The following is a 13,590-nucleotide window of genomic DNA, read 5'->3' on the forward strand; positions in this document are numbered from 1 at the left end:
GCATCGGGTGGTCGCCAAAGAATTTTTTGTCCAAATTGAATAACTCCCTCACTAAATCCTTTCAGTAGAAATTGCTGTAAAATAACGCAAAATCATAAAATACAAAATATGAAAATAGAACTATTCATGAGATATTACTGTGTTATTCGAGGATTTCAAAGAAATAACACAAATATGTTTCAGCTTACCAAGGTGTTGTCACACCTCACAAAATAATATATAATTTGAAGGTGGAACTTTCTACCGCACCAATTCAACATCAATCCAAAAAATGAACAAACAAAACAAAATTATATTCTTGCAAAGTTTTCAAACAAATCATCTCCAATTAGCTACTTAAAAAATGGTTAAAATAAATAACCAGTGAAAGGTGATTTTCATTTTAAAAGCGATCAATCCAATATTTGTAATTTTGCAAATTTTAGCATTATCCTTCTTTGTGGACTGTCAATTTCATCAAAAAATATAGTGGCAACTTTACTATCATTTCTGCCATCTACACTTAATACCTTCCCTTTACCAAACTTTAAATGCAACACTTGCATCCCAGCTTCAATCTCAGTAGGCGATGCCGGTTTAAAATCTTTTGGGGCCACACGTGTAATAGCGTTAATTTTCTTTCGCTTTTTAGGAATGCCCGAGACACCTGATTTTGCTGTTTCCTCACGCATCGATCCACTTCTTGCATAAATGATATCAGGATTCTCCATATGATCCGCTCCGATTTCTTCAAGAAAGCGACTAGGCCTATTATAGACCAATTTCCCAAAACGATACCTTGAGGTAGCAAAAGATAGGGTCAAGAACTTTCGCGCCCGCGTAATGGCAACATAAAACAAGCGGCGTTCTTCATCCACGTCCTGATCACTTTCCATAGACATAAAAGACGGGAATAGATTTTCCTCCATCCCCACCAGGAAAATAGCATCAAACTCCAACCCTTTTGCTGCGTGTACAGACATTAATGTCACCTGTTCAAGATCAGAATCCTCATTATCCTGATCTGTTAACAATGCAATATTCTGAATATAGGCATCCAGAGACCTCTCCTCAGCTGCCACAGGATTAATCCCATTTACTTCATCGCTCTCAACAAAATCCTTGATTCCATTTAGCAAAGCTTCTACATTTTCAAGCCGATTCATACTTTCCAAAGTATTTTCGTCTTTCAATGACTTAATTAGTCCACTGGAATTGGCAATATATTCGGCAGTTTCATAAGCATTCTCCGGGTCGTTTTTAGCGATTCCCGATTGAATAATTTTGATAAATTTGTTTAACTGGGTCCTTGCTCTAGAGGGTAGCATTACAGACTTAGCAGCTTCAAAAAGAGGAATTCCCTCTTCTCCGGCAAACTCAAATATTTTTGCCAATGTACTGGCACCTACCCCCCGTTTGGGAAAGTTCACCACTCTTTTAAAAGCTTCTTCATCATTAGGATTTATAACCAGCCGGAAATAAGCCATTAAATCTTTAATCTCCTTTCTCTGGTAAAATGACTGTCCACCATAAATACGATATGGTATATTATATCTTCTCAAATGTTCTTCGAATACCCGTGATTGGGCATTTGTTCGATAGAGAATGGCAATTTCATTATTGGGCACATGAAATCGATTCTTATATTCCAGTATCAGATCTGCAATTCGCTTACCTTCTTCAGCATCTGACACCATTTTCAATGCCTTGATCTTATATCCTTCCTCCTGATCCGTCCATATTTTTTTCTTTATTTGCCGTTTATTATGCGATATAACTTCATTTGCTGCATCAACTATATGAGGTGTACTTCTGTAATTCTGTTCCAGTTTAAAAACTTTTACATTCGCAAAATCCTTTTCAAAGTCCAGTATATTGTCAATGGTTGCTCCTCGAAAAGCATAGATGCTTTGGGCATCATCTCCTACTATACACACATTTTCCGGACTGCCATCATATTTTGCCAGTTTTCGGATTATAGCATACTGCAAAAAATTTGTATCCTGGAACTCATCAACTAAAATATACTTAAATCTTTCCCGGTATTTTTCAAGAACATCAGGTTTTTTCTGAAACAATTCAAAAAGCCGAAATAACAGATCATCAAAATCCATAGCCCCTGCTTTTTTACATCTATTCACATACTTGGCATAAATTTCGTGAAAATGAGGACGGTTTGCTATTCGATCGGCACTCATTTGATTTTGATCTTTCACATAAGCCTTAGGCGTTAATAAATTGCTTTTAGCTGAAGAAATTCGCGACAAAATCTGATTCGGGGGGTAGGCATCTTTATTTAGATTCATTTCCTTGACAATGGTCCTAAGCAGGCTTTTTGAATCATCTGAATCATAAATAGTAAAGCTAGTGGGGTAGCCAATATGTTCAGCTTCAATTCTCAAAATTCGTGCAAATAAAGAATGAAAAGTTCCTGCCCACAATGAATTGATATTTCCGGTAGTAACTTTTTCAATCCTTTCTTTCATTTCTCGGGCAGCTTTATTAGTAAAAGTCAGAGAAAGAATGTTATAGGGTTTTATACCCTGGCTTATCATATAAGCTATACGAAATGTCAATACCCGAGTCTTGCCGGAACCAGGACCAGCTACCACCATTACAGGACCGTTAATCTGCGTAACCGCACTTTTCTGCACTGGATTGAGTCCTTGTAAGAATTCCTCCATTTTTGGCATAAAAATATAATATTAATAATTAAACTGCAAGCAATAGGCTTGTAGGCACAAGCAGTTTCTCGAAAAAACGGTGATGCTCAATAGCAGTCTCAAGTATGAATTATGATATCTACAAAAATATAATATGATTTATCCCTGTATCGGAACGAGAGCAACCTAAAGCTCTATTCATCACCGTATCATGGACTGAAAATAAGACTTATATTGTGGGTTGTCTACCGAATCTATTATTTTGGACGCAAAATTCTTAAGCGATGAACTGGCTATTTTCCGCTCTTCATCTTTTTTCAACAAATCTCCAATTCCTTTTACAACTCCGTATTTTGAATATAAATCACCTTCGCGGGCAACACCCGAAATAAGTTCATTCCATTTTGACTCCGATTCCGAATAATCGACCATGGCCAATAAATTAGTGTAAGAACTATAAAAATCTAATGCTGTTTCTCCCGATATTTTTGGCGCATTTTTTTCAAAAAACTTAAGATGCTTACTGTCTCCTGTAGAACTAAAAATACTACCTGCACTCGCTAGTAATGTCGTAGATTCCTCAATATTGATGGTATGTAATACTTCCATCGCTTCATCAGGATTTACTTTGTGCAAAGCGTCTAGGGCAGCATCTACCACTCGATAGGCCAAATTTTGGGATTGAATCATCGCTATCAACTTTACCTCATCTAATTGTATACCTATATTACTTAAAGTAGATATAGCTTTAGCTTGTACAAAACTATTGGTCGCACCTAATGCAAGGTTTTTGAGTGTATCCACTAACTGAGGATAATCCGTTGGGTTCACTAAATCCATCGCCATTAACTTTACATCCTTAGACGGATGAGATAACAATTTTGCCACATCGATTTTTGCTCGAATGGCATTTCTGGCATTTTGCATCACATCCGCAACATGGTCTGTATGGTTAATTAAATATGTAGCATCCTGTCCGGAATAATTCTGATTCACAACAGCGAGCTGAACGTGATCCGGATCAAAATTTACCAAATGAGGCTCAGATAACAAATTATCAATTACAAATTTTTGATTTCGCTGATCCAACCAGAAATCAAAACGTTCTTTTGTACCATCTTTGTGATATACATCAAAAACAGCAGGAACCTGAAAAATCGGGATGCTCAATTCGGCATCCTGTATTTGCTCAACTTCTATTTCCATTCGCTGTGAAAGACTATCGTAACTATAATTAATATTTAATTCAGGATGGCCAGCACGCAAAAACCACTGATTAAAAAACCAATTCAAATCCTTTCCTGTAACTTTTTCAAAAGCTAACCGCAAATCGTGTACCTCTACCGCACGGTATTCATTATCTTCCAAATATGTTTTAAGGCCAGCAAAAAATGCTTCATCTCCTAAATAATTTCTCAACATATGCAATACCAAACCGCCCTTATTATAGCTGTGGGCATCAAACATATCTTCCTTATCTGCGTACTGGAAATCAATTAATGGATGAATCCCGGATGATGACGAAAAAATATAGCCATATTTCTCCTCAAACAATTGCGCCTGGCCCTCATATTTACCATATTTATGTACTCTCCACAAATGCTCGCTGTAATTAGCAAAACCTTCATTTAATGTAAGGTTCGACCAACTTTCCGTGGTTACCAAATCCCCAAACCAATGGTGAAATAACTCGTGGGCCACAATTCGGTCATTGTTATTATCTACAAGATCCCTTTTTCTGCGTTGGACAAAATCCCCAAATATCACAGCTGTTGTGTTTTCCATAGCTCCAGAAACATAATCGCGAACTACGATTTGGTCGTATTTCTGCCACGGGTAATCTACATCAATCAATTCTGAAAAATAAGTTAACATTTCAGGAGTATTGTCAAAGATATACTCTGCATCTTTTTCATATTCGGGTTCCACCCAATACCCCAAAGGTATATCTTTCCACGTATCCTCTACCTTTACAAAATCTCCGACGGCCAACATTACCAAATAAGGGGCATGTGGTTGATCCATTCTCCAATGGTCCGTCCTTTTGCCTGTTTCATCTGACTTAGAATTAACGAATATACCATTTGATAACGTTTTAAATTTATCATCCACTGTAATATGGATGTCGGTTGTCATTCTTTCATTTGGTTTATCTACTGTAGGGAACCACTTTGAATTGTGTTCGGTCTCACCTTGTGTCCATATTTGCTGTGGTTTTTCTTCTGAGCCATCAGGATTAATAAAAAACAAACCTTTATCAGAAGTTATCGCATCACTTCCTCCAGTTTCTCCCGGATGAGCAGTATATTCAATCTCTATTTCAACTTTTTGATACCTTTCCAATTCTTCCTCTAACGTAATAACAATTTTTTGACCGTTATATTCATAATCCAATCCTTCTCCCGAACTTTTTTTAATGACTCGATGAATATCAAAATCCTTGGCATCTAGCTCAATTCTATCCGTTGGGAAAAAGTAAGGTTTTAAAGAAATTACAGCTTTGCCCAATACCAATTCCTGCTCCCAATTGAATGATACTTCAATATCCGTATGCAGGATATCAATCATCCTTTCGTGAGAAGCCCTGTAAACCGGCAACGTATTTACGATAGGTTCTTCTATCACTTCGGTTCCTGATGAGTCAGGTGGACTGGCTGAAACCACCATTGTATCCAATTGTCGCTGCTCTGTATATACAGCCTCACTGTCATCACTTGTCACTTTTTTACTGCCTGAACACGCCAAAAACAGTGACAGGACAATTAACATGGTTATATTTCTCATTAAGTAAAAATTTTATACCGCTACATTAAAGTCACGAAGGGCGTTATTCAAGCTCACCTTCTTATCCGTGGTTTCCTTTCTTTTTCCAATAATTAATGCACAGGATACATTGTACTTACCAGCAGGGAATTCCTTTTCGTAAGTGCCGGGAATAACCACACTTCTGGAAGGGACAACTCCTTTATATGTAACGGGTTCTGCACCAGTAACATCAATTATGTGTGTAGATTGAGTGAGCACAACATTAGCACCCAATACAGCTTCCCTCTCTACCTTGACTCCTTCTACAACTATACAACGAGAACCGATAAAAGAATTATCCTCTATTATGGTTGGAGCAGCTTGAGGTGGCTCCAAGACACCACCAATCCCAACACCACCACTAAGGTGTACATTTTTCCCTATTTGTGCGCAGGAACCAACCGTCGCCCACGTATCAACCATAGAACCGGATCCGACATACGCTCCGATATTCACATAACTGGGCATCATAATAGTGCCACTTTCCAAAAAAGAACCATACCGTGCTATAGCATGCGGTACCACTCTGACTCCCTGAGATGCAAAATCATTTTTCAACGGAATCTTATCGTGAAATTCAAAGGGTCCAACTTCTATGGTCTCCATGGTACGCGTGGGAAAGTACAATACCACGCCCTTTTTCACCCAGTCATTTACTTTCCATCCATTATCAGTAGGCTCAGCCACTCTTATCTGACCTTTGTCAAGTAACTCAACAACCTGCTCAATCGCTTCCAGGGATTCCTTTTCTTTTAACAAACTACGATCCTCCCAACAATTTTCTATCGTTTCCTTTAATGCATCAATATTCATTCGTGTTCTTTTATATTATATTAACTAATTTCAAAGCGATCACCTGTCCTGTTGTTCCCATTAAAAGGCCTCCCAAAATTTGAGACAAAGTGTGCTTTTCTAAATAAAGCCTCGAAAATACTATTAACAATCCAAATATTATAGAAATCACAATAACAATGGGAAATGATATAGAAAAATATTTGCTCCCAATATCAAAGGTAAAAACTTCAAAATCATACCCTTGATTAGCGATTATAAAATTAGTTATCACCCCGGCGATTCCAGTGCTGTGTATGCTAATCTTCGTAAAGTTGTTAATAAAAAAACTCAGGAATAACCCTATCAATGCTCCCAAAATGAATACTTCGTATATAATAGCGACTCCGTAGTTCTTAATATTCAGATAATACCAAATATAAAATATTGCAATAGCAATATAAGGTCCCACACGATCCATCCTACTATCCAAATAAAAAGATGATATGAGCTTTAGCCTAACCATCAAAAATATAGTCAACACAGGAAAAAACGTACAGATAACCACCGTCTGTATTAAAAAGACGGGATCCTCAAATGCGGTGCTGCATCCAAATTGAAATGGATTGGCAACTAAATAAAAAATGGCCATATACACGGGCAAAAAGACCGGATGCATTATGTAAGAAATGACACGAGCTATGAGTATGGATATTTTCATTGCACCTGGGTTATTACAATTTCCACTCTTCTGTTCTTAGCCTTAAGGGCTTCGGTAGAATTATCTGTAATAGGTTGGCTGGCACCATATCCTTTTGTATCTATTCGCATAGGGGATATGCCCCTGCTGGTCAGGAACCTTTTTACTGCAAAAGCCCTCTTGTCAGAAAGCGCAATGAGTGCTTTGGCATCACCGAAGTTATCCGTGTGCCCTTCAACCTTGATATGGACTTCCGGATGAGATTTGAGGATACCGGCCAATCTTTCAATTTCCGGATAGGAAACGTTTAGAATCCGATCACTACCTCGCTTAAAGAAAATAGGATCCATTGATATTTTGGCATCTACTGCAATAGGATCTACAGGAATATGAAGCTCAGGAACTGATTTAGCATTTTCCATCATGGCTTTTAAATCATATCTTCTCGTCTTGGAAATGTACCCATCTTTCAAAGGTTGAAAAATCGTTTCAACCGGATCCTTCATCTCCAATAGCAATCCCTTTTCTCCTACATTTAACACTTTATTCTCACTTTTACCAACCTCCGATTTTATCAATTTAGCAGACAAAGCATCTCCGGTTTTGGAATCTACTACCTTTACTAAAACCGATTCTATTTTCGGTTCTACTGGTACTTGGATATCGGAGTTTTGGGATTCCTCTACTTCTCCACGGACATTCCGAGGAGGACTCTCTTCTTCTACCACTATGTATTCTTCGTCAGGCAAGTCTCCCAGATCTTTATTCCCATCAAAATCCAGGTAAAAAATATCCCAACTACCATCTCTATCAGAACAAAAGTATAGCTTCTTCCCTACTACAAATGGATGTCCTTCATTATGAAAAGTATTAACCGGGGCTTTTAATTTCATAGGATCGCTCCACTTAGTATAATCATCACTTAATCTTTGGGAAATATAGATATTACTGTGATTAGGGAATGATCCTTTGTTTGAGGAAAAAAATAAATATTTACCGTCTTCACTCAACGCTGGACTAAATTCACGAAACTCCGTATTTAAATTATCCGGTAACCTTATCGGCTCACTATAAGTATCGGTATTCACCCGTAGCGAAACAAATAGATCTGTATCCTCGCCCTGCTCCTCTGCAAATGCCAATATCATTACTTCTCCATTCCTGGAAAGAGCTAAATTGGCCTGATTCCCAGCCATTTCTTTAAAATCATAAATAAATACCGGTTCCGGAAATGAGAATTTGTTCTTGGATATTTTTTTCGATTTAGAGAATCCTTTATACATACTACCATTCAGATAAAACTGGTTCATTAATACAAGGGTTGTCTGATCAGGCATAATTGCTAAAGCGGAATTGGGTAAGGCATTATTGAGAGGATGGTCCGGATGTACCAATTCATTGATTTGGTCACCGTTTTTTTCTACTATATATATATCCTGATTGAATGGGGAAAGATAAATATCCTCTTCCCTTCTCTCATCACCCAGAAGCTCGAAAACTCCACTGATGAATTTAGTGTATTCTGAATATGTAAACTTTTTATAGAGGTCTTCACTATCAAATATGATAGTTTTATTAAAGTTTGGATCTTTTATCCTGGTAAAATAAAGTGTATTATCGTCCCATGTCAATATAGGGGCAATCTCATCTGTATACGGAGAATTTATAAACGATGGCAGTTTGTGTAAAACAGGCGTATCGGGATTTGAAAAAGCGAAAGCTTCGTGGACCGTAGCAACTAATACCAAAATATAAAAAAACAATCTTACCATCATTCATTACTATTGACGGCAAAAGTAATAAAGATATTTTTTAATAAGTCCTGTTTAATTTTTTGAATTCAAGAACAACAACGAAAATGCAAAGCAAAATCATGAATTACCAAAGGCCGAATCAATCTCGCAATTCTTTCCTCAAAACTTTTCCAACATTACTTTTAGGTAACTCATTTTTAAATTCGATATACTTCGGTCTCTTATAACCGGTCAAATATTCCTTGGCATAATTTTTTAATTCCTTTTCAGTTAAAGATTTATCCTTCTTAACCACAAAAACCTTAACCACTTCCGAAGAATGTTCGTCCGGTACACCTATTGCAGCTACTTCCAGGACTTTGGGATGCATGGCAATCACATCTTCCACTTCGTTAGGGTAAACATTAAATCCTGAAACCAAAATCATATCCTTCTTTCGGTCTACAATTTTTAAATAACCATCAGGTTCAATAAGTGCCATATCTCCAGTACTCAACCAACCGTCATTCAAAACCTTTTCAGTTTCGTCAGGCCTTTTATAATAGCCTTTCATCACTTGCTCTCCCTTGACTTGCAATTCACCGACCTGGTTAAAACCGAGCACCGTTCCATTTTCATCTACAACGCGTACATCGGTAGATGGAATAGGGATTCCAATTGATCCTAATCTTGCATTTTCATTAAATGGGTTAACTGCTACTACCGGGCTCGCTTCAGTAAGTCCATACCCCTCGCTAAGTGTACATCCGGTTACTTCCTTCCATTTGATTGCAACATTTTTTTGCACAGCCATTCCGCCACCAACAGTGACTTTTAAAGAAGAGAAGTCGCATTTTTGAAAATCTTTATTATTAATTAATGAATTGAATAAAGTATTCAACCCGGGGAACAATGAAATTTTTTCCTTTTGGAATACCTTTACAACCGAGCCTAAGTCACGGGCATTGGTCACTAATATATTTGTCATTCCCAATGCTGAAATAGCCAAAAAATTTACTGTAAATGCAAATATATGATACAACGGCAAAGGACATATCACTACTTCTTCTCCCTCATTAAGGAACGGTTTCATGATTTCCTTTACTTGCAAACCATTCGCTATTAGATTTCTATTTGTAAGCATAGCACCTTTAGATACTCCAGTAGTCCCACCGGTATATTGAAGTGCAACTACATCGTCAGGTTTTCGCTGTACATCTTTGACTTTAAATTTTTTCCCAGCGCGAAGAGCCTCATTAAAGGTAACAGAATTGGTCAGGTTGTACTTGGGAACCATTTTCTTAAAATTCCTGACCACAAAATTGACAAGCCTTCCTTTCACACCCAACAACTCTCCCAGGCTGGTCCGAATCACCACCCGAATGTCTGTTTTATCTATTATTTCTTCAAATTCAGCTGCAAAATTCTCTAGAATAACAATCCCCTTGGCTTCGGAATCAGTAAATTGATGCTTCATTTCATGGGAAGTATACAATGGATTCGTATTAACGAGCACTAACCCTGCTTTTAATGCTGCGTAGGCTGCAATAGGAAATTGCAAAACATTGGGAAGTAAAATCGCCAATTTATCACCGGGCATGAGACCTCTCGATTGATAATATGCAGCCAGATAAGTAGCAGTTATTTCGACTTCGTGAAATGTCATTTCTTTTCCCATACATTTGTAAGCGACTTTATCCTTAAATTTTGCAAAGGACTTTTGCAACATTTCATGAAGACTATTAAATTGGCTAAAGTCAATATTTGCCGCTACCCCTGTGGGATAATTTTCTAACCAAGGTTTATTTGCCATACCATTTAATTTTATATATTCAGTTTCTTTATTCCAAAGCTTCTTACTAAATATAAAAAAAATTAAGATTAGCACTGATACTATTTAAAAAATACCTTAGCTAAAGTTTTGTACTAAGATATACAAAACCCAAAAAGAACAAAATAGACGACTAGTTTTCAACTAGTTAGGAATAAAAATAGTTAGATAATATCCAAAGACGCTGCTAAATTATAGTTATAATTTTTTTGCGATTGTAGTCTAAAGCTTCGCGGTGAGAGTTCATTCTACGAAGTGATTCATTAATGTAGATACAATACCGGTTAATTTATTTTCGACCAAAATCAGCGGGTATTTCTCCCCAATTTTCTGTATCCCACTTCATTATTTTTGACTTGATCTCATGTGTAGCCAGCCACTTTTCCGCCCTTTTTATTAACTCAAAAATGATTTTGTTCTTATTATTCTGTTTTAGGGTTGTTTTCACCTTTTTTTTCCGTATCCATGCAAGAGCTGTTCGGGAATCTGTATAAACTGGAATATCGAAAGTTCCATTTTTATCCAACATTGCCAGGGCATGCACCAAAGCGAGAAATTCACCTATATTATTAGTGCCTTGTTCGAAAGGTCCCTGGTGAAAAATTAAATCCCCGCTATTAGTCCATACACCACGATACTCCATCCTTCCAGGATTTCCACTACTGGCAGCATCTACACTTATACTCTTTTCAAAATTTGGGATATTGCTACTTTCAATTTGTGGCCTGGCAACCTTTTTCTTTGCTGGTTGCCACCCTGACCGATATGCTATTGTAGCTTCCTCCAGGGAAGGAAATGATTTGTACTTTGCGTTCGGATAATTCTTAATATTTTCTTGACAAGCAGCCCAGGATTCATAAATTCCAGGATTCACACCTTCCCAAACTACGTAATACTTTTTCTTTTTAGCCATCAAATCTTTATTTTAACGAAGAACTTTACCAGTCCTAAATATGGAAAATAAAATTAAACATCTTATTGCACTAACTCATTTAAAAGGCATAGGATTTCGAAGGTCGCGCAAAATTCTAACAAAATATGGAAGTGCACAGAAATTTATCAGCCTTTGGCGTTCGAATTCTAATGAAATCACCCCTGCTATAAAAAATATTTTTACTGCTGCTGAATTAAAAAAATCCTTAGATTTTGCCAACATTCAATTGGAATATGCAAAACAAAAAAATGTAAAAATCATACCTCACTTTTCGGATGAATACCCCTATCGCCTGAAGCGCCATGATGATAGTCCATTGGTATTATATACAAAAGGGAATATGAATCTGAATTGCCAAAGAACGATAGGCGTCGTTGGAACCCGAAAAATGACTTATTACGGAAAAATATCCTTGGAAAGAATAATCCCGGGTTTTGCAAGGGTAAATGCGACCATAATAAGTGGATTGGCGTATGGAGTGGATACATATGCCCATAAGGAGAGCATAGCTCACAATATACCTACCATTGGTGTCATGGGTACCGGTATTAATCAAATCTATCCAGCTACAAACAGAAACCTGGCTGAAAAAATGCAAAATTCCGGTGGTGTTATCACTGAGTTTGGCGTTAAGACAAAACCGGATTCATTTAATTTCCCTCTTAGGAATAGAATTATTGCTGCCCTTTCCGATGCTTTGATTGTAATTGAATCAAAACTCAAAGGAGGAGCCATGATCACAGCAGATTTAGCTTTTAATTACAATAAAGATGTTTTTGCTATTCCAGGAAAAATCAATGACACTTACTCCGCGGGGACAAACGCGCTTATCAAGACAAATAAAGCACAATTAATCGAATCTTCAGAAGATGTAATAAACGCTATGAATTGGGATACCCCCCTACAAAAAACCATCCAACCCAAATTATTCAATCAATTAGATACAAATGAAAAACGTATTTTGGAATCGTTCAACAAAAATGAACCTTTTCATTTAGAGTCCATTCTGGAAAAATTACAATTATCAAATTCAGAGACAGCAGCTATACTTCTGAATTTACAATTAAAAGGGATAATTAAAAGTCTTCCCGGAAATCAATATTTAATAATTTAATTAAATATTAAACTATTATTTAAAACTCATTTTATATTCAGAATTTATTTTACCCTTTCTGATTTTATCCAGTTTTCTTCTTAAAATATTCCTTTTTAAAGGGTTAATTTTTTCTATGAATAAAATCCCTTCAATATGATCATATTCATGTTGAATTACTCTGGCGTTTACGCCTTCAAACTCTTCGATTCTTTCTTCAAAATTTTCGTTAAAATATTTTAATTTCAATTTACTTTGTCTCGTAACATCAGCTCTAATATCCGGGATGCTTAAACAGCCCTCTTCATACGAAAAATCCTCCCCGTACTCCTCTAATTTTTCTGGATTAATAAATACTCCTTTTATCCCATTCTCTTTATCTTCCTCTTCTCTCAACTGGATAGTGTCAACAATAAACATCCTGATGGATTTCCCTATTTGTGGTGCTGCCAGTCCTACTCCAGAAGCATTGTACATAGTCTCCCACATATCATCAATCAACCGTGGCAAATCAGGAAAATCTGAATCAATGTGCTTTGCAACCTTTTTCAGCACAGGTTGTCCATAAGCATAAATAGGTAATATCATTTTCTATATATGTTTTAAATATTCTTGTAATATAAGTGTAGCGGCTATTTTATCGACTAAAGTTTTATCTCTTCTCCGCTTTCTGGAAGCCACAGATTTTATAACTATTTCTCGCGCTCTCCTTGAGCTAAAGGTTTCGTCGTGCAATACTACGGGAATATTACTAAATGATTTTTCCAGTACCCGCTTAAAATCCAATACTTTGGAGTGATGCTGTGCAGGCGTTACCCCATCTGCCATAAATGGTTCTCCCAAAACTATTTTCTCTACATCTTCTTCCCGCAGATAACCTTCAATAAATGTCAATAAATCAACAGTCGCTATTGTTTTTAAAGGAGTAACAATTATTTGTAGTGGATCAGTAACTGCCAATCCTGTTTTCTTGCTTCCATAATCTACTCCTAAAATTCTTGACATAAATGCAAAAATATAAAATTTAATCACAGAACCACTATCCAGGCAAATCATAGGGAGAATAATGATTGGAATAATA

Annotated in this window: 10 protein-coding genes; 1 reads left to right on the plus strand and 9 read right to left on the minus strand. The window is 36.7% G+C overall.

Annotated features, from left to right (window positions below; translation table 11 throughout):
• Positions 1-392: 392 nt before the first annotated feature.
• The 7 genes from LVD47_RS21110 to LVD47_RS21140 all read right to left on the minus strand — a co-directional run bounded on the left by LVD47_RS21110 (position 393) and on the right by LVD47_RS21140 (position 11,395).
• Positions 393-2,663 carry an ATP-dependent helicase gene (locus LVD47_RS21110; RefSeq protein ID WP_236980432.1) on the minus strand — a complete coding sequence of 757 codons (2,271 nt, stop codon included), beginning with the start codon at positions 2,661-2,663 and terminating at the stop codon, positions 393-395.
• 180 nt (positions 2,664-2,843) lie between these two features.
• Positions 2,844-5,426, minus strand: a complete 2,583-nt coding sequence (locus LVD47_RS21115) for a M1 family metallopeptidase (protein WP_236980433.1) — start codon at positions 5,424-5,426, stop codon at positions 2,844-2,846.
• A gap of 12 nt (positions 5,427-5,438) precedes the next feature.
• Complete coding sequence (locus LVD47_RS21120; RefSeq protein ID WP_236980434.1) at positions 5,439-6,260, minus strand: 2,3,4,5-tetrahydropyridine-2,6-dicarboxylate N-succinyltransferase; 822 nt, start codon at positions 6,258-6,260, stop codon at positions 5,439-5,441.
• A 10-nt stretch (positions 6,261-6,270) separates the two neighbouring features.
• Positions 6,271-6,939: a hypothetical protein gene (locus LVD47_RS21125; RefSeq protein WP_236980435.1), complete on the minus strand. Its 669-nt coding sequence runs from the start codon at positions 6,937-6,939 to the stop codon at positions 6,271-6,273.
• Positions 6,936-8,693: an OmpA family protein gene (locus LVD47_RS21130; protein WP_236980436.1), complete on the minus strand. Its 1,758-nt coding sequence runs from the start codon at positions 8,691-8,693 to the stop codon at positions 6,936-6,938. Before LVD47_RS21130 ends, LVD47_RS21125 begins: the two co-directional genes overlap by 4 nt.
• 118 nt (positions 8,694-8,811) lie before the next feature.
• A complete protein-coding gene (locus LVD47_RS21135) occupies positions 8,812-10,464 on the minus strand; it encodes an AMP-binding protein (RefSeq protein WP_236980437.1) in 1,653 nt (550 codons plus the stop codon).
• A gap of 307 nt (positions 10,465-10,771) precedes the next feature.
• Positions 10,772-11,395 (minus strand): ribonuclease H1 domain-containing protein, encoded by a 624-nt coding sequence (locus LVD47_RS21140; protein ID WP_236980439.1) that lies wholly within the window; start codon positions 11,393-11,395, stop codon positions 10,772-10,774.
• 40 nt (positions 11,396-11,435) lie between these two features.
• Between LVD47_RS21140 and dprA the strand changes: the two genes are divergently transcribed.
• Positions 11,436-12,530, plus strand: coding sequence for a DNA-processing protein DprA (dprA, locus tag LVD47_RS21145; RefSeq protein WP_236980441.1), 1,095 nt, complete (start codon positions 11,436-11,438; stop codon positions 12,528-12,530).
• A gap of 15 nt (positions 12,531-12,545) precedes the next feature.
• Here the strand turns inward: dprA and def are convergent, their stop codons facing one another.
• Together def and ruvX are read right to left on the minus strand one after the other, a co-directional pair.
• Positions 12,546-13,097 carry a peptide deformylase gene (def, locus tag LVD47_RS21150; protein WP_236980442.1) on the minus strand — a complete coding sequence of 184 codons (552 nt, stop codon included), beginning with the start codon at positions 13,095-13,097 and terminating at the stop codon, positions 12,546-12,548.
• A gap of 3 nt (positions 13,098-13,100) precedes the next feature.
• Complete coding sequence (gene ruvX, locus LVD47_RS21155) at positions 13,101-13,514, minus strand: Holliday junction resolvase RuvX (RefSeq protein ID WP_236980443.1); 414 nt, start codon at positions 13,512-13,514, stop codon at positions 13,101-13,103.
• Between the last annotated feature and the right edge of the window lie 76 nt (positions 13,515-13,590).

Origin of the sequence: Membranihabitans maritimus, assembly GCF_021729145.1 — a bacterium.
Classification (GTDB): domain Bacteria; phylum Bacteroidota; class Bacteroidia; order Chitinophagales; family Saprospiraceae; genus Membranihabitans; species Membranihabitans maritimus.

What these genes read in the sequence shown, in the direction of transcription:
- LVD47_RS21125 (WP_236980435.1), bottom strand. Translation starts at nt 6,939, where the DNA reads ATGAAAATATCCATACTCATAGCTCGTGTCATTTCTTACATAATGCAT.
- LVD47_RS21120 (WP_236980434.1), bottom strand. Translation starts at nt 6,260, where the DNA reads ATGAATATTGATGCATTAAAGGAAACGATAGAAAATTGTTGGGAGGAT.
- LVD47_RS21115 (WP_236980433.1), bottom strand. Translation starts at nt 5,426, where the DNA reads ATGAGAAATATAACCATGTTAATTGTCCTGTCACTGTTTTTGGCGTGT.
- dprA (WP_236980441.1), top strand. Translation starts at nt 11,436, where the DNA reads ATGGAAAATAAAATTAAACATCTTATTGCACTAACTCATTTAAAAGGC.
- LVD47_RS21135 (WP_236980437.1), bottom strand. Translation starts at nt 10,464, where the DNA reads ATGGCAAATAAACCTTGGTTAGAAAATTATCCCACAGGGGTAGCGGCA.
- ruvX (WP_236980443.1), bottom strand. Translation starts at nt 13,514, where the DNA reads ATGTCAAGAATTTTAGGAGTAGATTATGGAAGCAAGAAAACAGGATTG.
- def (WP_236980442.1), bottom strand. Translation starts at nt 13,097, where the DNA reads ATGATATTACCTATTTATGCTTATGGACAACCTGTGCTGAAAAAGGTT.
- LVD47_RS21110 (WP_236980432.1), bottom strand. Translation starts at nt 2,663, where the DNA reads ATGGAGGAATTCTTACAAGGACTCAATCCAGTGCAGAAAAGTGCGGTT.
- LVD47_RS21140 (WP_236980439.1), bottom strand. Translation starts at nt 11,395, where the DNA reads ATGGCTAAAAAGAAAAAGTATTACGTAGTTTGGGAAGGTGTGAATCCT.
- LVD47_RS21130 (WP_236980436.1), bottom strand. Translation starts at nt 8,693, where the DNA reads ATGATGGTAAGATTGTTTTTTTATATTTTGGTATTAGTTGCTACGGTC.